The organism is Francisella sp. AG1 (genome assembly GCF_057683165.1).
This window is the reverse complement of sequence record NZ_CM173135.1, coordinates 1,331,526-1,356,172: the sequence shown is the minus strand read 5'-3', so window position 1 is coordinate 1,356,172 and position 24,647 is coordinate 1,331,526. Positions and strand designations below refer to the sequence as shown.

The window sequence follows — 24,647 nt, the reverse complement described above, 5'->3', positions numbered from 1 at the left end:
AAATGAAAATAGTAGTAAACAGTGAGTCCACATTACCTGCTGAAATATTAATAGTAGCCCAAGAGAATATTCATAAGCTTGAGAAAGAAACAAAGTGTTATAATTTAAAAGCTCTATTAGAGAGAAAGGTTTTTAAGGCGAAATCAGGTGAGGTGCTGCCATTATTGCATGGTGATAAAACGGTTATCCTTTTAGGATTGGGTTTAAAACAAGATTTTATAGCCTCTGAGTATGACAATATTATTGCAAAAGCTGCTGAACAGCTTAAAAGAATTAATATAAAAGAAGTGTCTGTAAGCATAGACTATGCTTTTGATGGTAATGCTAAACAATTTATGGCAGATACTGTTAGGGCTTTGATTTCTGAGGTTTATATTTTTGATCAGCTAAAATCAAAGAAAGAGAACTATTCTTTAGAGCAGCTTGAATTAGTTTATTCTGGTGATCAAGATATTGAAGAAGCTACTAAAATAGGTTCTGCTATAGCATGCGGTCAAAACTACGCAAAAGATTTACAAAACCTCCCTGCAAATATATGCAATACCGACTATATGTTAAATGAGGCAAGAGAATTAACATCAAAGTATGATACTTTTAGTTTAAACTATTTAGATGAGAATGCTATGGCTGAGTTAGGTATGGGTTGTGCTCTAGCTGTGGGTAAAGGTTCTGATATGTCAAACTATACAGTGTGTATGGAATACAATGGTGGAGAGGGAGGCGATGCTCCAATAGTTTTGGTTGGTAAAGGATTGGTCTTTGATAATGGTGGTATTTCTATCAAGCCTGCTGCAGGTATGGATTCTATGAAGATGGATATGGGTGGTGCTGCAACTGTTATGGGTACAATGAAAACTTTAGCAATGCTTAATCTTCCTATTAATGTCGTTGGTGTCATGGGATTGGCTGAAAATGCAGTGGATGCAAGATCGTATAGACCCGGTGATGTGCTTAAGAGTATGAAAGGATTGACCGTTGAGGTTAGTAATACAGATGCTGAAGGTCGATTAGTTTTGTGTGATACACTTACCTATATTGGTAAATATAAGCCAAAGACGGTAATAGATATGGCAACCCTAACTGGTGCTATGATTGTCTCATTAGGGGATGCTTTTTCTGGACTGTTTGCAAACAGTGATAAGCTAGCAAATAGCCTTCAACAGGCAGCTAATGCTTCTAACGACTTGGTATGGAGGTTACCTTTACATAAACCATATATGAAGAAATTAGATAGTAAAGTTGCTGATATGGATAATTGTGGTAGAGATAGGTCTGCAGGGTCTATAGTTGCAGGCTTATTCTTGTCAAAATTCACAGAAGATTACGAGTGGGCTCATCTTGACATCGCAGGCTCTGCAATGGGAGACTTTGCTAACTGTAAAGCAAGCGGCCGACCAGTACCTTTACTTACTCATTATTTATTATCTCAAGCAAAATAATATTTATTTTTATATAATAAAAATCTCTAAAGCCTCTGGTATATTTCTTGTTATATGATATAATACTTTTGTAATTAAATTTAGATCATCAGATTTTAATTACGGAGATTACAAAATGTTAAGAATTACTCAACAAGCTATTACATTTGATGATGTATTGCTTTCACCAAGATACTCAAATGTTTTACCTCATCAAGTAGATTTGAAGTCAAATGTTACAAAAGATATTCAGTTAAATATACCTTTGATATCTGCTGCGATGGATACTGTCACAGAGTCGCGACTTGCTATTTCTATAGCTCAAGAGGGTGGTATTGGTGTCATTCATAAGAATATGTCTATACAAGCTCAAGCTCAAGAAGTTAAGAAAGTAAAACGGTTTGAGAACGGTATGGTTATTGATCCAATTACAATCAATCCAGAAAGTTCTATTAGAGATGTTATGCAACTAGCTAAAGAGCATAATTTTTCAGGTTTTCCAGTTATTGATGATAGCAAGCAGACTGTAGGCATTGTTACTAAGCGTGATTTTAGGTTTGCTAAAGATTTGGATGAACCTGTAAGTTCTATAATGACACCTAAAGAAAAGTTGATAACTGTCGCAGAGGATACTTCACAAGGGTCTATAAAAAAGAAATTGCATGAGCATAAAATTGAAAAATTACTAGTAGTAAATGATCAAGGTGAACTGGTTGGTCTTATAACTACAAAGGATATTGAGAGATCTCAAAATAAACCTCATGCCTGTAAAGACTTATTAGGACGATTACGAGTAGCTGCTGCTGTAGGAACTGCAGCAGATACTAAAGAGCGTGTAACAGCCTTGGCTCATGAGAGTGTTGATATTATTGTTGTGGATACTGCACATGGTCATTCTCAAGGTGTACTTGATATGGTTAAATGGGTAAAGGATAACTATCCTAAAATTCAAGTTGTAGGTGGTAATATTGCCACTGCTGAAGCAGCTAAAGATCTTGTTAAGTTTGGAGCTGATGCAGTTAAGGTTGGTATTGGACCGGGTTCAATTTGTACTACTAGAATTGTTGCTGGTGTTGGAGTACCTCAGATCTCAGCTATATCTGATGTTGCCAAAGCTTTAGAGGGTACGGGAGTTCCGGTAATAGCTGATGGAGGGATTAGATTTTCTGGTGATATAGCAAAAGCTATAGTTGCAGGTGCGTCGGTAGTTATGATTGGTGGCCTATTTGGTGGAACAGAAGAGTCTCCAGGAGAGGTCGAACTTTTTCAGGGACGTTCATATAAATCATATCGTGGTATGGGGTCTCTTGGTGCTATGGAACAAGGATCTTCTGATAGGTATTTTCAAGGTAATGTAGAAGCCAAAAAATTTGTTCCAGAAGGGGTTGAGGGTCGAGTTCCTTATAAAGGTTTGCTTGCCGCAGTGATTCATCAACTTATGGGTGGGTTGAAGTCTAGTATGGGATACACAGGTTCAAAAGATATTCAGACTATGCGTACAGAGCCAACTTTTGTTCAGATTACAGCGGCTGGTTTTAGTGAATCTCATGTTCATAATATAACCATTACGAAAGAACCACCAAATTATCAATCTTAAGTTTTCTTAATTATCATTAAATAAGCTATAATTTATAAAATTTTCTAAACTATTTTAAATTAATGTCTAAAGCAATACTTTTTCTCAATGGAAAAATAGATCTGTCTTTTTGTGAGCAATATATATCTGATGAATTTATTAATTTACCAATGTTTTGTGCAGATGGTGCATATAAAAAAATAAATAAATCAAGGCAATTGAGTTCAGAAATTAAAAAAGTTATTGGTGATTTTGACTCGTTTACTGCTACAGATAGTAGTTTGTTCTTAGTTGATCATGATCAGTATTCTACTGATTTTGAAAAATCACTTAATTATATAATCTCTCAACAAATATCAAAAGTATATGTATTTGGGGCTTCAGAAGGTGAGATGGATCATTTTTTATGTAATATAAGTATTGCTAAAAATTATCTTTCTAAAATAGATATTGAATTTATAGATATTTATTCTAAATATTTTTTTATTCCAAAAAAATATTCGGTAACAGGGGTTGAGGGTAAAATGTTTTCTGTGATGCCTTTTGGATATGCTGAAAATATATACTATAATGGTTTAAAATACCCGCTGAATGGGCAAGATTTGAGTATAGATACAAGCACAGGTGCAAGAAATTATGCTACGGGAGATAAGGTTGAAATATCTTATTCATCTGGAGATATTTTGTTGTTTATATCGCACGATAAATATGAGGATAGATTAAATGATATTTTGTAATGATTTAATAAAGCAGTTTAAAAAGCATAATATTAATTTGAAAGATGAATTTAATAAAGATGATCAGCGGGTTGAGAAATTTTCTTTGCAATATGAAAATATATATTATGATTATTCAAAAAATCTTATCAATACAGTTATTATAAAAAATCTATTAGAGTATGCAGAAAAAATCAATCTTAAAGATAAGATTAATCAGATGTTTGTTGGTGAAAAAATAAATTCTACTGAAAATAGGCCGGTATTACATACAGCATTACGTGATTTTTCGGGCTCACCATTGATCGTTGATGGTTTAGATATACGCCAAGAAGTAAAGCAAGAGAAGCAACGAGTAAAAGAACTAGTAAAAAAAGTAACTACTGGAGAGTGGCTGGGTTTCTCTGGTAAGAAGATTAAAGATGTTGTAAACATTGGTATAGGTGGTTCTGATCTAGGCCCTAAAATGGTTGTTAGAGCTTTACAACCTTATCATTGCACAGGAGTTAAGGTACATTTTGTATCAAATGTTGATGCTGATTCTTTATTGCAAGCATTGCATGATATTAATCCTGAAACGACTTTGTTTATAGTAGCTTCAAAATCTTTTTCTACAGCAGAAACGCTTTTAAATTCTATGTCAGCTAGAGAGTGGTTGCTAGATCATTATGAAGAGCCAAAGGCTATAGCAAATCATTTTGTGGCGATATCTAGTAGACTTGATAAGGTTGAAGAGTTTGGTATATCGCTTGAGCATTGTTATAAAATGTGGGACTGGGTTGGTGGGCGTTACTCACTATGGTCATCTATAGGGATGTCTATTGCTTTTGCTATTGGGTATGATAATTTTGAGAAGCTTTTAGCTGGAGCTCATTCAATAGATAAACATATTAGATATACAGATTTAGATGAAAATATTCCTGTAGTAATGGCGCTATTATCTAATTATTATTCATGTGTGTATAATAATCAATCTCAAGCATTATTGCCTTACGATGAGAGATTAGGTTATTTTGTCGATTATCTTCAACAAGCAGATATGGAAAGTAATGGTAAATTAGTAAATTTATCTGGAGAGACGGTTAATTATCAGACAGGGTCGGTCCTTTGGGGTGGGGTTGGTACAAATGGCCAGCATGCTTTTCATCAGCTTTTGCATCAGGGTAATATTTTTATACCGGTAGATTTTATCGCTATTGCAGATAGTCATCATAGCTATCAGAATCACCAAGATGCTTTGTTAGCAAATTGTTTTGCTCAATCACAAGCGCTAATGTTTGGACAATCGTATGATATGGTTTATAATGATCTGTTAAAATCAGGCTTAAGTGATTCACAAGCTAAAGAGCTCGCGCCGCATAAGGTCATACCAGGAAATAGGCCTAGTAGCATGCTTTTGCTTGATGAACTAAGTCCGTATAGTCTTGGTGCATTGATTGCTTTATATGAGCATAAGATATTTGTACAAGGTGTTTTATGGAATATTAATAGTTATGATCAATGGGGTGTCGAGCTTGGTAAAAAATTAGGTGAAAATATTTTAAAAGCTATGCATAATAGTTCATCTAGTCAATATGTAGACTTGGATGAATCAACAAGACAATTAATAGCTAGGATAAAGAAATAAAGTAATGATTGAAAATAAAAAGAAAGGTTTTTCTTTAATTGAGGTTATGGTTGTTATTACTATCATGTCTATACTCATGATGGCAGCTATTAGTTCTTTTACTTTTTATTATAAAACATTTGCTGAGACACGTTTGACTAATCTACAAAAACTTATTGAATTTGGCGTGATAAAAGCTCGTACTGATGGTAAAACTGTAATTGTATGTGCGGCTACTCCAGATAGTTTCGATGGGACAGGAAAGTTAGACGAAAATAGTTTTAGCTGTGCAAATTCAACTTCATGGGGCGATAATCCTATAGTTTCTTTTGAAAGTGCTAATGGTACGGCTATTTATGATGGGGCTAATGATGGAATAATTGCTAATTTATCACAAGGTCATGGCGGACATCTTTATATAAATTTATCCGGTAGTCCAAGTTATGTGAAAATTAGTCCTAACGGATTTATGGCAACGGGGAATGGCAATATCACATACTGTGATAAATCTAATAAGTATCAAGCAGCATTAGTTACGAATTTAGTGGGGAGAGTAATATATGCCGATAGCCCAACCAAAGATGGTGGAGGCTTATATATTTGTGAATAATTTTTTTATATTTTAATTATCAAAGGAGAACCAAAAAATGGCAACTGATAGAATACCTATGACTCCAGCTGGAGAGTATGCTCTAAGAATAGAATTAGAAAAACTTAAAAAAATTGAACGACCTGCTATAATCGAAGCTATAGCTGAGGCTCGTGAACATGGCGATTTAAAAGAAAATGCTGAGTATCACGCTGCTAGAGAAAAGCAGGGTATTATTGAAGGTAGAATAAAAGATATAGAATCTAAATTATCAAATGCACAAATTATTGATGTAACAAAGATTCAAGCGAATGGTATGGTGATATTTGGTGCTACAGTTACAATTATGAATATCGGTAATGAAGAAGAGATGACGTATCAGATTGTTGGTGAAGATGAAGCAGATATCGATAATAAAAAGATATCAGTAGCTGCACCTTTGGCACGTGTTCTGATTAAAAAAGAAGAAGGTGATGAAGTTATTTTAGATACTCCTAAAGGTAGAGTAGCTTATGAAATTGTAGAAGTAGAATACAATTAACCTAAAAAAATCTAACGGATATTTCTTTATATAAGTTCTTTATGAAAAAAATAATTATCAAGGGTGCAAAAACCCATAATCTTAAAAGTATTGATGTGGAAATACCTAGAGATAAACTAACTGTTATTACAGGGTTGAGTGGATCGGGTAAGTCATCATTAGCATTCGATACTCTATATGCGGAAGGTCAAAGAAGATATGTTGAATCACTATCATCTTATGCAAGGCAATTTTTGTCTATGATGGATAAGCCTGAGGTTGAACATATAGAGGGACTTTCACCCGCTATTTCAATAGATCAGAAGACTACATCTCATAATCCTAGATCCACAGTAGGGACTGTTACGGAGATTTATGATTATTTAAGAGTGTTTTTTGCACGTGTTGGCACACCAAAATGTCCAATTCATAAGATAGAATTAAAGGCACAGACTGTAAGTCAAATGGTTGATAAGGTTCTGGAATTTGATGAAAATACTAGATTAATGATATTGGCACCGATCGTATCAGAAAAAAAAGGAACGCATCATACTTTATTGGATAAAATATTAGCTCAGGGTTATATCCGTGTCCGTATTAATGACGAGTTTTATAACCTTGATGAGGATTATCCTGAATTAGATCGTTATAAAAAGCATAATATAGATGTTGTGGTTGATAGGTTTAAACCAAAAAAAGATAATGAGCAACGTGTTGCAGAATCTATAGAGACAGCATTGGATCTTGGTAATGGTATTATTAGGTTAGTAAATATAAATGATGAAACAGCAAAAGATATATTATTTTCATCAAAACATGCTTGTCCATTATGTAGTTTTGCGTTAAAAGAACTTTCGCCTAGGATTTTTTCTTTTAATAGTCCATTGGGTGCATGTGGCAGTTGTGATGGTTTAGGTGTTAAAGAATTTTTTGATGAGAAAAAAGTTGTTGTAGACCCTGCTATGACATTAAAACGGGGGGCTATAATTAAGTGGAACAAAGCAAATCAATATTATTTTTCTCAGTTAGAATCATTGTCTAAGCACTATGGTATTTCATTGGATGAACCATTCGAAAAATTACCAAAAACCATACAAGATATAATTTTGTATGGTTCAGGTGAGGAAGTTATTGAAATGACGGTTGATTCAATTAGAGGTGGTAGACAGATTAGAAATAAAACCTTTGAAGGAGTTATACCACACTTTGAGCGTAGATATTATGAATCTGACTCAGATATGGTTAAAAAAGATCTATCTGAATTAATGAGCAATCTTAAGTGTAAGACTTGCCATGGAGCAAGAGTCAATGAATTTGCAAGAAATATATTTATAGTAGATAAAAATATTGCAGATATTTGCGGATTATCTATTGAAGAGTTATTAATTTGGTTAGGAGATTTAGAATTTGTTGGCCAGCAGCAGGTTATAGCAGAAAACTTACTTAAAGAAATTAAGTTAAGAGTCAAGTTTTTAGTAAATGTAGGGCTAGAGTATTTAAGTCTTGCTAGGCAAGCTGATACACTCTCAGGAGGTGAGGCTCAGCGTATTAGGCTAGCAAGTCAAATAGGTGCTGGCTTAGTAGGGGTTATGTATATACTGGATGAGCCATCAATTGGACTTCACCAAAGAGATAATCAACGTTTGCTTGATGCACTCCATAATCTTAAAAATCTTGGTAATACAGTAATAGTTGTTGAGCATGATGAGGATGCTATGCGTCAAGCAGATTATATAATTGATATGGGTCCATTAGCAGGTGTTCATGGTGGGGAAATTGTAGCTTCAGGTAAATATGAAGACATAGTTAAAAATAAGAAGTCATTAACAGCAGATTATTTAAGTGGTCGTAAGAAGATAGAAATTCCTGAACAAAGGTTTAAGGCTGTTAAAAATAGATATTTAGAAATAGAAGGTGCTATAGGTAACAATCTTCAAGGGAATAATTTAAAGATCCCTCTGGGAGTCTTAAGTTGTATTACAGGTGTTTCAGGATCTGGTAAGTCAACTCTTATAAACAGAACATTATATCCATTAGCCTCAAGGCTTTTAAATAGAAGTAATTTGGTGCCTATGGAATATAAATCTCATAAGGGTTTTAATTATTTAGATAAGGTGATTGATATAGATCAATCACCTATAGGTAGGACTCCACGATCAAATCCAGCTACATACACAGGTGTTTTTACACCTATTAGAGAACTTTTTGCTGCAACTACTGAATCTAGAGCTAGAGGTTATAGTGCTGGAAGGTTTAGTTTTAATGTTCGCGGAGGCCGGTGTGAAGCGTGTCAGGGAGATGGTGTTATTAAGGTAGAAATGCACTTCCTTGCTGATGTATATGTTGCGTGCGATGTTTGTAATGGTAAGCGCTATAATCGTGAGACTTTATCGGTACAATATAAGGGTAAAAATATTCATGAAGTTCTTGATATGACAGTTGAAGAAGCTCTTGAGTTTTATGATGCAGTTCCAAGCCTTAAATCTAAGCTTGATGCTTTGATGAGTGTTGGCTTATCCTATATTAAACTAGGTCAAAGTGCCACTACTCTTTCAGGAGGTGAGGCTCAGCGAGTTAAATTAGCAAAAGAGCTTGCAAAACGTTCGACTGGTAAAACTTTATATATATTAGATGAGCCAACAACAGGACTCCATTTTTATGATATACACCAACTTTTAAAGGTAATATTAGACTTACGTGATAAAGGTAATACTGTAATAATAATAGAGCATAATTTAGATGTAATTAAGATGGCTGACTGGATAATAGATTTAGGTCCTGAAGGTGGTAATAAAGGTGGTAAAATCATATTTGAAGGAACTCCAGAGAGCTTGGTTGAATGTAATAAATCTTATACGGGTAAATATTTAAAAGATTTATTATAAATTTAAGCTCGTATAAGAAGAGATAATTAGATTTTGTTATAAAACAACTAGCTTATAAAGGAATTTTTTACTATAGTATACTAGTTAAATTTAAAATTTAAATTTCATAAAGAAGAAAGGGTTAAATAATTATATGGCACAAAATAATGATAGTAAAAATAATATGTTGAAGAATATTATTTTTTGGATTTTAATCATTGGTGGGATGCTGCTGCTTTTCAATGGTATAAATGATACAAATAGATCGTCAAAAAGTATAAATTACTCAGCATTTGTTTCTAAATTAAAAGATAATCAAATAAGTTCTGTAGATGTTGATGGTAGAACAATTACAGGTAAGACTAGTGAAGGCGATAGTTTTGTTACTTATGCCCCTTTACTTGATTCTGGTTTGGTCAGTAAACTTGAAGATAGTAAGACAATTATAAAGGCTAAAGCACCTGAGAAACCTAGCCTATTTTTGGCATTCTTGCTTAACTGGTTACCAATGCTACTGATATTCGGTTTCTTCATATATATGATGATGAAAGCTGGTGGTGGAAGTAAAGGTGGACCATTCTCTGTAGGGAAAAGCAAGGCAAAATTGTTAGGTGAAGATGAAATTAAAGTAACTTTAGATGATGTTGCTGGCGTTGATGAAGCAAAAGAAGAAGTTGCTGAAATTGTAGATTTTTTACGTGAGCCTAAGAAATATGAAAAAATTGGTGGTAAAATTCCCAAAGGCGTACTGATGGTAGGACCTCCAGGTACTGGTAAGACACTACTTGCTAGAGCCATAGCTGGAGAGGCAAAAGTACCTTTTTTCTCGATTTCAGGTTCTGATTTTGTTGAAATGTTTGTGGGAGTTGGGGCATCACGCGTACGTGATATGTTTGAGCAAGCAAAAAAGAAAGCTCCATGTTTAGTGTTTATAGATGAGATAGATGCTGTTGGACGACACCGTGGCTCTGGTATGGGTGGTGGTAATGATGAGCGTGAGCAAACATTAAACCAAATGTTAGTAGAGATGGATGGTTTTGCAGATAATGAAGGTGTGATCGTAATTGCTGCAACAAATAGGCCAGATGTGTTGGATAAAGCATTATTAAGACCTGGAAGATTCGATAGACAAGTTAATGTTAGCCTGCCAACTGTAAAAGGTCGTGAATCAATATTAAAAGTTCATATGAAAAAAGTGGCTTTAGGTGAAGATATTAGAGCAGATTGGATTGCTCGTGGTACACCTGGTTTTTCAGGTGCAGAGCTCGCTAACCTTGTGAATGAGGCTGCATTATTTGCAGCAAGAGAATCCAAGAATGAAGTTTCCATGTCAGATTTTGAAAAAGCTAAAGATAAAATTCTGATGGGTTCTGAAAGAAGATCTATGGCAATGACAGAAAAAGAGAAAAAACTTACGGCTTATCATGAAGCTGGTCATGCTATTATCGGTAGATTGATGCCAGAGCATGACCCTGTTTATAAAGTTAGTATTATTCCAAGAGGCAGAGCCCTTGGAGTAACTATGTATATGCCTGAAGGAGATACTGTTAGCCAAAGTAGACTTGTTCTTCATGGGCGTCTATGTAGTATCTTTGGTGGGAGACTGGCGGAAGAGCTTATCTTTGGATATGATTATGTAACTACTGGCGCATCTAATGATATCCAGGTTGCTACAGATATAGCTCGCAACTATGTTGCTCGTTGGGGATTATCTGATTCTATGGGTACTGTTTTGTATGAGGTTGAAGATGATGGTCCATTTGGCGGTAATGGTGGTAAATCTGTTAAAATTTCAGATTACACAATTCGTGAAGTTGATGCTGAAGTACGTAAGTTGATTGATAAGAGTTATGCAAAAGCTAAAAAATTATTAGAAGATAATGTTGATATTTTACATACTATGGCAGATGCTCTTATGAAATATGAAACTATAGATGCTATGCAAGTAGAGGATTTAATGGCTCGCCGTGAAGTACGTGAACCAGGCGATTATGGAGATAGTTACAAGCCTAAACAAGATGGGAAAATTATCGCTCCGATAGATGTTAAAGAAAAAGAAAATCACCTTTCTGATGAAAAGTCTCATCAAGATGATGGAACTAAATAGTCTAGTAATAGGATTAAGAAATAGTTTAAAGCAGTATAAAAGTAAGATTTCTATTTTAACTATGTTAATATAATTGGATAAAAATTAAGTATATAAAAGGAAAAGAAATGACTCTGCCTACTCCTCATATTGAAACAGAAAGTAAAGATCAGTTTGCTAAGACAGTAATTATGCCTGGCGATCCTTTAAGAGCTAAGTTCATTGCTGAAAATTATTTAGAAAATATAGAGAAAGTAAACTCTGTTAGAAATATGTTTGCTTATACTGGTACATATAAAGGTAAAAAAGTAAGTGTGATGGGCTCTGGTATGGGTATGCCAAGTATGGGTATTTATGCTTACGAGCTTTTTAAATATTATGATATTGATAATATTATAAGAATTGGTTCAGCTGGATCATATAGTGCAGATTTGGAAGTTTATGATGTTGTCTTAATAGAAGAGTCATATTGTGAATCTGATTTTGCTGTAATTGTTACAGGAAATGATTCTCGTTGCGTAAGTTCTTCTTCTGAATTGAATCATGAACTTATAAAATCAGCTAAAAAACAGGATATAGAGCTTAAAAAAGCAAAAGCTCATTGTACAGATGTTTTTTATAGAAAAAAATTTGATGATTATAAGCAAATAGTTAAAGAGCATGGTTGTGATCTTGTCGAAATGGAAACAGCGGCATTATTTGCTACTGCAAATGAGCTTGGTAAAAAAGCTTCTGCTGTTGTAACTATTTCAGATAGTTTTATCACAGGTGAGTCAACAACATCTCAACAAAGAGAACAATCTTTTACTAATATGATGGAAGTTGCTTTAGGAACTGTTAAAGAAAGTTAAGAGTATACTTATATTATTTATTATTTATTTTTTATTAAATTCTTCTCTTATTCTTTTCAAAGAATCCTTTGCTAATTTGTTGTTAAATATTTTAAGCTTTGTTTTTAGGTTATGTGGGGCTTTATAGTCTATTATTATTTCAATCTTTTTAAGTTGAGAAAAAAACTTATTTTGTCTTAATTTTTGAATAAACTGATCATGCAGTTCCTTGATTTTTGATTTTAAAATTTCTTTATCACTTTGTAGAATCAATTTTTCAGGAGAGTAAAAAGCAACTTGAGTGTCATTTAGATAAGGAAGGTTAAGTTTTTTGAGCTCTTTATTAGCAACTTCAACAGTAGTTTTTAAATGCGAAGCTTTACTAATAAGTTCTTTACTCGCATATGTTGTATTTGTTATTTTTTTTCTAGTTTTGTGATTATTTATATTAGAAACTTTCTCAGGGATAATTTTTATGCTCATTTTTTAATAAATACTCTCTGCATTATTTAGTTGAGAATAAAATATTTCGACAGCATTGTCTATAGCTATTGTCCGTCCTTGTTCAGAACATGTTTTTATTATATATGTTTTCGGAAGTAGCTGATTTGATGTATTATCAGATGCTTGAAGCTCAACTTGAGTATTTATGCAGTATTTTTTATTTGTAAAAAAATTGTGGTAATGTATGAGTTTTAAATAAATATATATGTTAGCTTCATCTTTTTGCATCGAAATATCATAATTATAGATTCGAAGGTGTTTTTTTAGTGAATCATAGAAAAAACCACTATTTTGTTTATCAATATATATTTTAATTGTTCTTTTTAGATTTAAAAGTTGGTTATTTATACTATTTAGAGTATCCATTTGAGAGTTGATATCAGAGTTAGGAGCTAGTATTACTAGTGTTCTTAAGCTATCAGTTATGTTTTCAACTAAGTTATCAACTTTTTGAGCAACATTTAGTCTATATATGGAACTTTTATTATCTGTAGTATTAAGTAGTTGTAAAGCTTGGTGAATGCTATCAGATATAATGTTTTTTAAATTATCTATGCTGTTCTCTTTATTGATCTGTAATTCTATATAGAATATTTCACCAGCTTTTTCTTGGTTTATTATAGTGTATTTAGGTATATTTATTTTAGCACTTTGGGTTGTAACCTGCTGAACTAGTTTTTGAGAGATGTTATTGTTATTTGTGATTTTTTCAAAATTTGTTAAAGCTGATACAGTCACTTGTAGCCTTTGTGTCATATCTGCTAAGGCATTTTTAGTAGCATTATCAAGAGTTTTTCCAGAACCAAATCCATATAAATAGTTATCTGTATTAGTTTGAAAAGTAGAAAACCAAGATGGGGTAGTGGTAGCTGGTGTCTTATAGGTTTGGTTTTTTGAGGTGTTTAAGTTTTTTTCTTTAGTGAAGGGAGCCACTGATAAATGAGGACTGTTTGTAGAGCAGCCTGATAGCAATAAACTTAAAGTTATTAAACTAAATGCATTAATGTGTAAATATCTCATTATTAAATATTTATTTATAATTCTTATAATTAATACAACTATCTTAATTTAAATTTCTTATAAACTCTATATAATGTATCTTCAGAGTATTGTGTTTATATATATATTATAAAAAAAGTCGGTCAGTCAAAGATGTTAAGTTTAGTACAAAAAATTATTGGTAGTCGCAACGAGAGATTTATAAAAAAAATTTCTAAGACTGTTCAAAAAATCAATTCATTAGAGTCTAGGTTTGAAGGCTTATCTGATGGACAGTTAAAAGCAAAAACTATTGAGTTTAAAGAAAGGTTGGTAAAAGGTGAAACATTAGAAGATCTTTTACCTGAAGCATTTGCAACAGTTAGAGAAGCTGCAAGACGTGCGAAAAATATGCGCCATTATGATGTTCAGCTTATAGGTGGTATTGTTCTTCATCAAGGTAAAGTAGCAGAAATGAGAACTGGTGAAGGTAAAACACTAGTTGCAACATTGCCAGCATATCTTAATGCATTGACTGATGAAGGTGTGCATGTGATTACGGTGAATGATTATCTTGCAAAACGTGATGCTGAATTGATGAGTGAAATTTATGAGTTTTTAGGAATGAGTGTGGGGGTGATAGTGGCAGACTTAAACCCTGAGCAACGTAAAGAAGCATATGCTTGTGATATAACCTATGGTACAAATAATGAGTTTGGATTTGATTATCTTAGAGACAATATGGCTTATGAAAAAGAGCATCAGGTTCAGAGAAGTCGTAATTATGTAATTATCGATGAGGTTGATTCAATTTTAATAGATGAGGCTAGGACACCACTTATTATCTCGGGAGCATCTGATGATAGCTCGGAAATGTACAATATTTTTAATAGGTTAGTCCCTTTTTTGGAAAAACAGGATAAAGAAGAGCTCGAAGATGATCAGGATCAAAAAGATTTTTATGTGGATGAGAAGTCTAAAAATGCATATCTAACAGAAAAGGGTTATGCAAAGATTGAAAATATGCTTAAGAAAGAAGGTGTATTGGAAGAAAATGATAATTTGTATAGTCCTCTAAATATCACAAAAATGCATTATTTAAGTGCTTGTTTAAGAGCTAACTCACTGTATCAATTAAATGTTGATTATATCGTGCGTGATCAAGAGGTTGTGATTATTGATGAGAGTACTGGTAGAGCGATGCCTGGACGTAGATGGTCGGATGGATTGCATCAAGCAATCGAGGCAAAAGAAGGTGTTAAAATAAATGCCGAAAACCAAACTATGGCGTCTATTACTTTTCAGAATTTCTTTAAGCTCTATAATAAAATTGCTGGTATGACAGGTACTGCTGATACTGAGGCTTTTGAGCTTCACTCAATATATGGTTTAGAAGTTATTATTATACCGACTAATAAACCGATGGTTAGAAAGGATCATCATGATGAAATATACGGTAGTGTTAGAGAAAAATTTGATGCAATAGTTGTTGATATAAAGGATAGAGTATCAAAGAAACAACCTATTTTGGTTGGTACGGCATCTATTGAAGCTTCTGAGATTTTATCAACATTGCTGAAAAAGAAAAAAATTAAGCATAATGTTTTAAATGCTAAGCAGCATGAGAAAGAGGCTGGTATTATTGCAATGGCTGGTTATCCTGGCAATGTAACAATCGCTACAAATATGGCTGGTCGTGGTACAGATATTATCTTAGGTGGTAACTGGGAGGTTGAACTTGCTGAACATCAAGATCTTACAGCAGAAGATATTGCTAAAATTAAAGATGATTGGCAACAGCGTAACGAAGCTGTTAAAAATGCAGGTGGTTTATGCATAATTGGTTCAGAACGACATGATTCACGTAGGATTGATAATCAATTAAGAGGTCGTGCTGCACGTCAAGGTGATCCAGGTGAAAGTAAATTTTATCTATCAATGGATGATAATCTATTAAGAATTTTTGCTTCTCAAGGTATGGCAGAGAGAGTTAAAAAAGGATTGAAAGGAGGTGAATCTCTAGCCTTTGGATTTATGTCAAAAGTTATTTCTAAAGCTCAAGGCAAAGTAGAAAGCTATCATTTTGATATTCGTAAAAATCTTTTAGAATATGATAATGTTGTAAATACTCAGCGTAAAGTTATCTATGAACAAAGACAAAATTTTTTAGATGCAGAAGATGTAAGTGAAACTCTAGCAGACATACGAATAGATGTTGCTGAGAAGCTGTTTTATGATTATGTGCCAGCAGGTTCTATGCATGAGCTGTGGGATCTTGAAGGTTTAGAAAAAGCATTAAAAGCTGATTTTATGATTGAGGTTGATTTGCAGAAGCTTTATGAAGATGATGATAGTCTTGGTGAAGAGGATCTTAAAAGATTAGTAAGAGAAGCAATTGAAATAGAATTTGCAGAGAAAACTAAAGATTTAGAGAATATAGCAGTTAGACAATTTGAAAAATTCTCATTGCTTCAAACATTAGATAATCATTGGCGTGAGCATTTAAGCTCTATTGATCATCTACGTAATAGTATTAATTTACGTGGCTATGCGCAAAAAGATCCTAAAAATGAATATAAGAAAGAAGCATTTGAGCTTTTCTCAGGTATGCTTGATAATTTTAAATACGAAGTTATATCCTCTCTTGCTAAGATAAGGATAGCAACTGAAGAGGAAACTCATAGGGCTCAAGAAGAGTGGAAAGAATCTATGAGTGATATCAAAGCTGAGCATGAGAGTGTGATTGATAATAATGGTAGTGCTAATGATGAGAACGATCAAGAAGAAGCTCCAAAAGTACAACAAGTTAAAAGAGAAGGCCCTAAGGTTAAGCGAAATGACCCTTGTCCATGTGGTTCTGGTAAAAAATTCAAGCAGTGTCATGGTAAGGTTGAATAAGATATAGTAAGTTCAAAATATGATTAAGTTAGAGCCACATCGTAAAGACTGGATTAATATCTTTAAACTAGAGTCACAAAAATTAAAAAATATTTTTGGCTCAAATTACCTAAAAATACATCATATAGGATCTACTAGTATTCCAGAGTTATATGCCAAACCAATTATTGATATTATTGTGGTAGTCAAAGATCTAAAACAAGTTGATAATTATAATGAGTCTATGGCTGGTTTAGGTTATAAGGCTAAAGGCGAGTATGGATTTTTTATGCGGCGATTTTTTGTCAAAGAAAATGCTTTCCATGTTCATGTTTTTGAAAAAGATAATTCTGAAATTGATAGACATTTAAAGTTTAGAGATTGGCTACTATTCATCCAGAAGATAGAGATAGTTATCAACAGCTTAAGAAAAACCTAGCTCTTAAGTATAAAAATGATCGTAGTGCGTACTCAATTGTTAAAACAGTTTTTGTTAATGACATTGAAGCTAAAGCTGGATATGATGGAGTTAGGATTTGTAAGGCTTATACTCAGAATGAATGGGCTGAAATAACTAGATACCATCAAAAATATAGTACTAGTGATAAAAAAATATATAAATTGGCAAATAATGAGAGTAACACTCATTTTATACTATTGAATAAAACAACTATAATTGGCTATGCCCATCTGTTACATTCGCAAAATAAAGACTTTACAATTAATATGTTTGAAGTTGATAAAAAATATAAAGGTTCAAAAGAAGAGGATTATTTTAGCTCTTCTCTTAAAAGATGGGTTTATTTAAATATGTATAAAATTCTATAAAGGAAAAATATTTTTTTGGATAATAGAAAACGTTGCTTTGGTAATAAGCCTGGTCAAGAAATATATGCTGATTATCATGATAATGAGTGGGGTGTTCCTAAATATGAAGATAGAGAGCTTTTTGAGCTTTTGATATTAGAAGGAGCTCAAACAGGTTTAAGTTGGGAAACAATTCTAAAAAAACGCCAAGGCTATCGTAAGGCTTTTTATAATTTTGATCCACAAAAAGTTGCAAATATGGAGGATCGTGAACTTGAGAATTTAAGATCTAATCCAAATATTGTTCGAAATAGATTAAAAATCTTTTCAGCTAGGAATAATGCTGTTGTTTTTATAGCTATACAAAAGGAATTCGGTAGTTTTAGTGATTATCTTTGGGCATTTGTAAGCTATGAGCCTATCAACAATAGCTGGAAGTCACAACAGGATGTGCCCGTGGCTACAATTACTAGTGAAAAAATCTCAAAAGATTTAAAAAAAAGAGGTATGAACTTTGTTGGCCCAACAATTATTTATGCTTATATGCAATCAGCGGGCTTGGTTAATGATCACTTGCTTGATTGTTGGTGTTATAAATATTAGTTAACAGATTTATTAACCTATCTCTAACTAATAGAAAATTTGTTTATGAACCTATATAGTCGGTGATTGATTTTTTAGATTCTTGCCATTTTTCTACTTTTTTACTATCCATCCATACATCAATTTTCTCAAAACTTTGATTTTGTTCAAAAAATGTTTTTATCTTATCTAAATCTTTTCTCATATAGTTAATCTGATAATATTGTGCTAAAGACGTGAGTAATAGCATCAGATAAATTATCAAAAGAATTATTTACTTTTCTTAAAATTCTTTTAAAATTGGCCCAAATTTTTTCTATAGGATTTAAATCAGGAGAATAAGCAGGAAGGTATAGTATCTGTATATCCAGTATACTCTAGCGGTGCTATAATCTTCTTTTCTAAATAGTTATAACCAGCAACTATACTTTTTCTCTGAGTTTGATAAGCAATAACTTCACCATAGCTAGGTTTACTAACAAGAGACCATCCTATTAGTACAGACTGTTTATTATCCATACCCATTTCATCTAAATATACAAGTTTGTTAGGTTCAATAGTCTCAACAACCTCTATAAAACTTTGCCTATCTTGTTCTTTTCTTTGCTTATATTTAGGTGTCTTTTTTTAAAACTAAAACCAAGTCTGGTAAGACAATCATAAAATGTGCTTCTAGGTATTTCAGGAGCTAATGCTTCTCTAATATCTAAAGCCATTGCATCTGGATATGTTCTTAAGTAGCTTTCTATCGCTTCCTTATCTGTAAAGGTTGCTACTCTACCGCAACCCAAGCCTTGCTTAGATTTATAATCACCAGTTGTCTCGTATAAGTTTATCCAAGATCTAGTAGTACGGATATCTATATTAAAAAAATTACTTAGCTCTTTGTCTGTTAGGCCTTCTTTATATTTAGTTATTACGATATCTCTGAAATCTTGGCTATATGATGACATTTTTTCTAAATATTATAACATTATTGTCAAATAACTATCGGATTAACTATATTTGGAAGAGTTTATAGCCTCATCTACTATTTTTCGTGTATCGACAACTTGAGATGTTTTACGGTTATAAGTATCGCTATATATGGATAATCCTTTTAAAAGTGCTCCTACAAATGAAATAGATACTTTTGTTAAAGCAAATGTTTTTTTCATTTCATCATTAATAAGTCTTTGATCTTTTTCAACATTGTACTCATCTGCCTCTTGCTGACCATATTTTTTTATATCATCAGCTAATTTTTGATACCTTTCTATTGATTTGTTTGGTAAAAAGTTTTTAGCTCCGATTACATCTTTTTTACATATATATGCCCATAATCTATCTGTTTCGGAGACGGAGTCTAAGTTTAACTGGTTCTCTTTGTTCAGTTTTATTATCTTTCGATCATTGAAAGATTTAGTTTTATCAATATCTTTATCAGCTTTTTCGGTTGGAATAGATTTTAGCGCAGTACTAACTTTGCTATAAAGTTTAGTCAGCGTAGTTTCATTTGTAGTATTTGGGGTTAAATACATCGTAAGTATTTTTTCTGCAGTAGCATTGTATTCATCAATATCATCAATTAGAGCGTAATGATATATATGTAGGGTGATAAATGAATAATAACTAGTTAGATAATGCTTACTATAGCTAAAATATTTATATGTATTGATCGTATCTAATTTTGTTGCAAATTCATTCTTAAGGTATTTAATTAACATTTCTTCATTAGCATTCGCAATTATATTTTTCCATTTCATAGCGCCTTCTAATTCACTATTCATTATAGATTTGATTTCGATCTTTTCCCAATGAGAGATTGAAAGAGCTATATTTCCTAATCCTTGGCTTATAATATTCTTATTATTTTGTATATTGTACAACTCTGTAAATGTAGCTATACCACTTAAAAAAGCTTCTCTGATAGCTTTTATCGAGATTATTTGAATAGGTGTTATAGCATTAGCGTTATTATTCAATAATCTGTTTGAATTATTATTTTGGCTACTATTTGACATTTTTGTATCCTTAATATTTTAAAGCTAATCTAAAATCAAAGTCAGCGTAGAGCAGAATAGTTAATAAATCTCATTTTTATAGCAAAACTTAACTAAATAAGTTTTGGTCTATATTTATATAGCAGAATGTGAGGTGTTTAAAAGTTTAAGGTTACTAAAGACAAAGTTTATAAACATAATAAAATTTCTATTTTGAAAATAATTATCTAGCATGTATAGTCATCATCTATTACAAAAAATATCAAACAAGGAGTAAGAGTATCGTATTTTTACTAAAATATACTTAATATTTATATGTGGTCTAATATAGAAATAAGCTTTTTGGTCAAGCTTGGTTGTTAGGTTAAAATTAATTAAATATAGATATTAGAAAGCATTATCATATGTTTTATAATCAAATATATAAAGTAAATTTATTAAACTGAGCTAATTGATTGAGATAATAATATTATTTGATATAATATGGTGTCTAGTTTTATGGCTAGAAAATTTGAATAATAACAAAAAGTCAGAAATCTATTATAAAAAAATAGATAGTTCTGAGAATTTAAATCTAATAAATGGAGTAATAAATGTACGCGATAATTAAGAATGGCGGTAAGCAGTACAAGGTGAAAGAAGGTGAAGTGATTCAGCTTGAGAAGATTGATCTTGGTATTGGTGAGAAGATTGAGTTTGATACAGTTCTAATGGGGCAAACTGCAGATGGAGACGTTAAAATAGGAGCTCCAGTTGTAGAAGGTGCTAAAGTTGCTGGTGAAGTTGTAGAGCAAGGGCGTCATAAAAAGGTTAAAATTATAAAATTCCGTCGTCGTAAGCACAGCATGAAGCAACAAGGTCACCGTCAGTATTTTACAGCGGTAAAAGTTTCATCTATTAGTTTGTAATTTAAAAATTTATTAAGGAGTATACAAATGGCTCATAAGAAAGCTGGTGGTAGTACTAGAAACGGAAGAGATTCTAACCCTAAATATTTAGGCGTTAAAAGATATGGTGGTGAATTTGTAAAAGCAGGTACAATTATTCTGCGTCAAAGAGGAACTAAGACTCATCCAGGTGTTAATGTTGGTTGCGGAAAAGATCATACTTTATTTGCTCTTAAAGATGGCAATGTTAAGTTTCATTCTGGTGGAGCTTTAAATCGTAAATTTGTTTCAGTTGACGAATAATTCTTTATTTAAGTTAAATTAAATATTTTTCTCTAGTTTCTTTATAATATAAATTATACAATGTTTAGTATGGCTACTAAATATTAGTATTTATACAATGGAAACTAAATCTATTGATTATTTTAAAGCACTTGAAGCAGCTATTCATTCTATTGTTATTATAGATGCCAAAGGTTTAGTTCTAATGGCTAATAAGGCAACTTGTCAGCTATTTGGCTATAGTTCAGAAGAAATAGTTGGTCAAAATGTAAAAAAATTAATGCCACCTGAAATCTCTAGTAAGCATGATTCTTACCTTAGTGATTATAGAGAAACTAAAAAAGCTTCTATTATTGGTACTGGTAGAGAAGTAGAGGCTATGAAAAGTGATGGCCAAAAATTTAAAGTACTTCTTTCTGTTAGTGAAGTTGAAAATGAAATAATGTTTCTAGGGATTATGCAAGACCTATCATCTCAATATGCACTAGAAAGTAAAATGCGAATAGCATTACAAGCATTAGAGTTTGGTATGTGGGAGCTTAACATATCATCGTTTGATGAAGTTAAGTGGGATGCTGGAATGTTATCTTTATATGAGCTTGATTCTAAAAGCTTTAATAATAGTTATGATTTTTGGTTACAAAAAATCCATCCAGAAGATAGAGTTAAGTTTAAAAAAAATATTAACTCAGCAATTAAACAAAAAAAATCGTTTGAAACTATTTTCAGAATTAATACACCAAATAAAACTAAATTTATTCAATTATTTGCCAATTATTTATACAATGAAAATAATCAGCTTTCAAAATTAGTTGGGATTAGTTGGGATGTTACCGAAAAAGTAAAGCTTGAAAACTATATATTAAAAATTTCTGAGATTCAGAATAAATATTTAAAAGAAAAGAAAATAGAAGAAGCATTTCAAGAAGCTTTAAAACATACGTTGGATTTTTCAAATAGTCAATTTGGGTTTATAATTATCCTTAATAAATATTCGAAGCTAGTTAAAACATTCTTCTTAGATTCAAAAGATAAGAATGTTCATGCTATAGATTTAGATTCCAATATAATTTCTGAACCTTTAAAAAGAGTCCTATTTAAGGGAGAAGTAAAGGGAAGTGATGAAAAGATTAATAAATCTCTAGCAGAGATTTTTGCTAAAGACTTAAATATTAGCAACTATATTACTATTCCAATATTTGATAATGATAAAAATATTGCTGGATGCTTGGGCATAATTAATAGCAATAACTTTCATATGAAACAAATAGTAGAGTTATTACAACCAATAATAAGTTCAATAGGGGCGATTGTTTCCTCAAATCAACAATATAACGAAATAGCAAGACTAGCTAATAAAGATAGCTTAACAGGCCTCTATAGTAGACATTTTTTTGAAAAACAGTTAGATGAAGAGTTTTGGAATTATTTAAAGGTCAAAAAAAATTGCTGTATTAATTATAGATATTGATAATTTTAAACAAATAAATGATATATATGGCCACAAAGTAGGTGATGCTATTTTAAGAGAATTTTCTGATAGAGTATATAAAAATGCTAGAATAAGAGAAAAAGATATTTTGGCAAGGTTAGGTGGTGATGAGTTTGTTTTGCTATGTAAAGATGTTTCTATTCAAAGTATCGAAAAAATAGCTAATAGAATAATAAAAGTCTGCGAAGAACCATACATAATAAATAATATGAATCTAGATTGTATAGCCTGTATAGGAGCTGCAATGTATGATATAAAAGCTACACATCATAGTTTAATGAATTATGCTGATTTTGCTCTTTATGAAGCTAAAAGAAATAAGCCTTCGATTTGTATTTTTAATGAGGAAGTTAGAAAAAAATATATTAGAAGTAATAATTTAAATATTTTAACTAATAAGATCTTAAAAGAAGAAGATTTTATTATTGTTTATCAGCCTATCGTAGATATGAAAAATAATAATCGTTGTACTAAAATTGAAGCCTTAATAAGGCCTCGTGGACATTTTAGTGATTTAAGTGTTGATCAAATAGTTCAGCAGGTAGAAAAAAATGGCTATGCAGAGAGATTAAATACTATAGTTTTAAATAAGGTTTTTGAAGACTTAAAGCAAGTAAAAAATCCAAAAGACAACCTTATAGTTTCTATTAATATATCTCCAGCAGTTAAAGATTTTCCTCGTTGTATATCTAGACTTTGTGACCTCATACAGAGTAAGAGAAAAACTATTTCTAGTAAGATTAACTTTGAACTAGAAATAACAGAGTCAGCTTTTATGAAATTTTCTGATAAAGAGTTAGAAGGAGCGATAAAGAAGTTACATAATGATAATCTACGGTTGGCAGTTGATGATTTTGGAGTAAAGTATTCTTCTTTAAATAGAGTGGTTGCTTATAATTTCGATACTTTGAAAATAGATAAGTCTTTAACTGATGGACTAATAAAAAATAAAAATATTGCTGTGACTAGTGTATTTGAAGCATTATTTTATGTCGCAAAACAGGTTGGCTTAGATGTTGTCGTTGAGGGAGTTGAAACTAAACAGCAATTAGATATGATAGATAGTTTTGGAGGTGCTTTTATTCAAGGCTTCTATTTCTCAAAGCCAATATCACTTGAGGAAATAATTGCTAAATTTTTAAATTGATAAAGTGACTATCTTTAGGCTTGTTATCAAACAGATGATATAGCTCTTATAAATTAAAGTCAGTAGTGAAATTAAATATAATCCTATATGATTATTATTGTAATCGTATACCATGGTCAAAAAAATATGGTTTTTAAATATATAAACTATAGAATATATAAGAATTATAATCTTCTAGTTAAAAGACTAATATGAGTTTTTATTTACCATTGATTTTGTTTTGTACTTCATCAACAATTACACCAGGTCCAAATAATCTGATGTTGTTATTATCATCAATTAATTTTGGTATTAAAGAAACATTACCACATTATTTAGGTGTATGTATTGGATTTCCATTAATGGTATTTATTATTGGGCTTGGTTTAGAATCAATTTTTGCGACTTATCCAGAATTACATCTTTTTATAAAAGTGATTGGTGCAGTATATATGCTTTGGTTAGCCTATAAAATAATCACCTCATCTGCGAGTGAAGATAAGAAAATAAGTAACAAACCATTAAATTTTATACAAGCAGTATTATTTCAATGGGTTAACCCTAAAGCTTGGGTAATGGCAATAGGAACTATTTCTACTTATACAACTATTGATGGCAACATAAGCCTGATGTTTCAAGTTATTATAATATCAATTATCTATATATTTATTTCGCTTATTTGCACAGGATTTTGGTTATTTGGAGGCACTCCAGTTAAAAAAATATTAGGTAATCCTAGATCTATGAGGATCTTTAATTTAGTTTTAGGTTTATTGCTTGTAGTTTCAATTATTATTATGGTTTTTGAATGATAAAGGTTTCGGGGTGAGAGTAATAAAATCTGTGGGAAAATTAAGTTAAGGTTAAAAATTATCAATATAAAAAAAATATTTTTTATCAATAGTTATGTTTTTGTTAGGATTAG

Annotated in this window: 22 protein-coding genes and 1 pseudogene; 18 read left to right on the top strand and 5 right to left on the bottom strand. The window is 31.7% G+C overall.

Annotated features, from left to right (window positions below; genetic code table 11):
* The first annotated feature begins 2 nt into the window (after positions 1-2).
* From ACR0PV_RS07035 to deoD, 9 genes are all read left to right on the top strand, one after another.
* A complete protein-coding gene (locus ACR0PV_RS07035) occupies positions 3-1,439 on the top strand; it encodes a leucyl aminopeptidase (protein WP_488172427.1) in 1,437 nt (478 codons plus the stop codon).
* A gap of 115 nt (positions 1,440-1,554) precedes the next feature.
* Positions 1,555-3,015, top strand: a complete 1,461-nt coding sequence (guaB, locus tag ACR0PV_RS07030; protein ID WP_488172426.1) for an IMP dehydrogenase — start codon at positions 1,555-1,557, stop codon at positions 3,013-3,015.
* Positions 3,016-3,077: 62 nt separating this feature from the next.
* A complete protein-coding gene (locus ACR0PV_RS07025; protein WP_488172425.1) occupies positions 3,078-3,731 on the top strand; it encodes a thiamine diphosphokinase in 654 nt (217 codons plus the stop codon).
* The gene (pgi, locus tag ACR0PV_RS07020) at positions 3,718-5,337 is read left to right on the top strand and encodes a glucose-6-phosphate isomerase (protein ID WP_488172424.1); all 1,620 of its coding nucleotides are present in this window, start codon (positions 3,718-3,720) and stop codon (positions 5,335-5,337) included. Before ACR0PV_RS07025 ends, pgi begins: the two co-directional genes overlap by 14 nt.
* Positions 5,338-5,341: 4 nt before the next feature.
* A complete protein-coding gene (locus ACR0PV_RS07015) occupies positions 5,342-5,926 on the top strand; it encodes a pilus assembly FimT family protein (protein WP_488172423.1) in 585 nt (194 codons plus the stop codon).
* Positions 5,927-5,963: 37 nt separating this feature from the next.
* Complete coding sequence (gene greA, locus ACR0PV_RS07010) at positions 5,964-6,446, top strand: transcription elongation factor GreA (protein ID WP_488172422.1); 483 nt, start codon at positions 5,964-5,966, stop codon at positions 6,444-6,446.
* A 41-nt stretch (positions 6,447-6,487) separates the two neighbouring features.
* Complete coding sequence (gene uvrA / locus ACR0PV_RS07005) at positions 6,488-9,310, top strand: excinuclease ABC subunit UvrA (RefSeq protein ID WP_488172421.1); 2,823 nt, start codon at positions 6,488-6,490, stop codon at positions 9,308-9,310.
* 133 nt (positions 9,311-9,443) lie between these two features.
* Complete coding sequence (gene ftsH / locus ACR0PV_RS07000) at positions 9,444-11,396, top strand: ATP-dependent zinc metalloprotease FtsH (protein WP_488172420.1); 1,953 nt, start codon at positions 9,444-9,446, stop codon at positions 11,394-11,396.
* A gap of 107 nt (positions 11,397-11,503) precedes the next feature.
* A complete protein-coding gene (deoD, locus tag ACR0PV_RS06995) occupies positions 11,504-12,226 on the top strand; it encodes a purine-nucleoside phosphorylase (RefSeq protein ID WP_488172419.1) in 723 nt (240 codons plus the stop codon).
* Positions 12,227-12,250: 24 nt separating this feature from the next.
* Here the strand turns inward: deoD and ACR0PV_RS06990 are convergent, their stop codons facing one another.
* The gene (locus ACR0PV_RS06990) at positions 12,251-12,688 is read right to left on the bottom strand and encodes a hypothetical protein (protein WP_488172418.1); all 438 of its coding nucleotides are present in this window, start codon (positions 12,686-12,688) and stop codon (positions 12,251-12,253) included.
* 3 nt (positions 12,689-12,691) lie between these two features.
* Entirely contained in the window at positions 12,692-13,729 is a 1,038-nt protein-coding gene (locus ACR0PV_RS06985; RefSeq protein ID WP_488172417.1) for an LPP20 family lipoprotein, read from the bottom strand.
* A 132-nt stretch (positions 13,730-13,861) separates the two neighbouring features.
* Here ACR0PV_RS06985 and secA point away from each other — a divergent pair, with 132 nt between their 5' ends.
* Genes secA through ACR0PV_RS06965 form a run of 4 tightly spaced genes read left to right on the top strand, consistent with a single transcriptional unit; the run spans position 13,862 to position 17,974 of the window.
* Positions 13,862-16,585 carry a preprotein translocase subunit SecA gene (secA, locus tag ACR0PV_RS06980; RefSeq protein ID WP_488172416.1) on the top strand — a complete coding sequence of 908 codons (2,724 nt, stop codon included), beginning with the start codon at positions 13,862-13,864 and terminating at the stop codon, positions 16,583-16,585.
* Positions 16,586-16,604: 19 nt separating this feature from the next.
* A complete protein-coding gene (locus tag ACR0PV_RS06975; RefSeq protein WP_488172415.1) occupies positions 16,605-17,003 on the top strand; it encodes a GrpB family protein in 399 nt (132 codons plus the stop codon).
* Positions 16,946-17,392: a GrpB family protein gene (locus ACR0PV_RS06970; RefSeq protein WP_488172414.1), complete on the top strand. Its 447-nt coding sequence runs from the start codon at positions 16,946-16,948 to the stop codon at positions 17,390-17,392. The genes ACR0PV_RS06975 and ACR0PV_RS06970 overlap by 58 nt, the downstream gene beginning before the upstream one ends.
* A gap of 15 nt (positions 17,393-17,407) precedes the next feature.
* Positions 17,408-17,974 (top strand): DNA-3-methyladenine glycosylase I, encoded by a 567-nt coding sequence (locus ACR0PV_RS06965; RefSeq protein WP_488172413.1) that lies wholly within the window; start codon positions 17,408-17,410, stop codon positions 17,972-17,974.
* 43 nt (positions 17,975-18,017) lie between these two features.
* Here the strand turns inward: ACR0PV_RS06965 and ACR0PV_RS06960 are convergent, their stop codons facing one another.
* The 3 genes and pseudogenes from ACR0PV_RS06960 to ACR0PV_RS06950 form a co-directional block, all read right to left on the bottom strand.
* Positions 18,018-18,203, bottom strand: coding sequence for a hypothetical protein (locus tag ACR0PV_RS06960; protein WP_488172412.1), 186 nt, complete (start codon positions 18,201-18,203; stop codon positions 18,018-18,020).
* Positions 18,163-18,906, bottom strand: a pseudogene (locus tag ACR0PV_RS06955) (transposase). The gene ACR0PV_RS06960 and the pseudogene ACR0PV_RS06955 overlap by 41 nt, the downstream one beginning before the upstream one ends.
* A gap of 42 nt (positions 18,907-18,948) precedes the next feature.
* The gene (locus ACR0PV_RS06950; protein WP_488172411.1) at positions 18,949-19,956 is read right to left on the bottom strand and encodes a hypothetical protein; all 1,008 of its coding nucleotides are present in this window, start codon (positions 19,954-19,956) and stop codon (positions 18,949-18,951) included.
* Positions 19,957-20,528: 572 nt separating this feature from the next.
* On the opposite strand from ACR0PV_RS06950, the gene rplU reads away from it, so the two are divergent.
* From rplU to ACR0PV_RS06925, 5 genes are all read left to right on the top strand, one after another.
* Entirely contained in the window at positions 20,529-20,843 is a 315-nt protein-coding gene (rplU, locus tag ACR0PV_RS06945) for a 50S ribosomal protein L21 (RefSeq protein ID WP_488172410.1), read from the top strand.
* Positions 20,844-20,870: 27 nt separating this feature from the next.
* Positions 20,871-21,125, top strand: a complete 255-nt coding sequence (rpmA, locus tag ACR0PV_RS06940) for a 50S ribosomal protein L27 (protein ID WP_488172409.1) — start codon at positions 20,871-20,873, stop codon at positions 21,123-21,125.
* A 97-nt stretch (positions 21,126-21,222) separates the two neighbouring features.
* Positions 21,223-22,575 (top strand): GAF domain-containing protein, encoded by a 1,353-nt coding sequence (locus ACR0PV_RS06935; protein WP_488172408.1) that lies wholly within the window; start codon positions 21,223-21,225, stop codon positions 22,573-22,575.
* Complete coding sequence (locus ACR0PV_RS06930; protein ID WP_488173976.1) at positions 22,550-23,743, top strand: EAL domain-containing protein; 1,194 nt, start codon at positions 22,550-22,552, stop codon at positions 23,741-23,743. Before ACR0PV_RS06935 ends, ACR0PV_RS06930 begins: the two co-directional genes overlap by 26 nt.
* A 191-nt stretch (positions 23,744-23,934) precedes the next feature.
* Positions 23,935-24,534: a LysE family translocator gene (locus ACR0PV_RS06925; RefSeq protein WP_488172407.1), complete on the top strand. Its 600-nt coding sequence runs from the start codon at positions 23,935-23,937 to the stop codon at positions 24,532-24,534.
* Positions 24,535-24,647 lie beyond the last annotated feature (113 nt).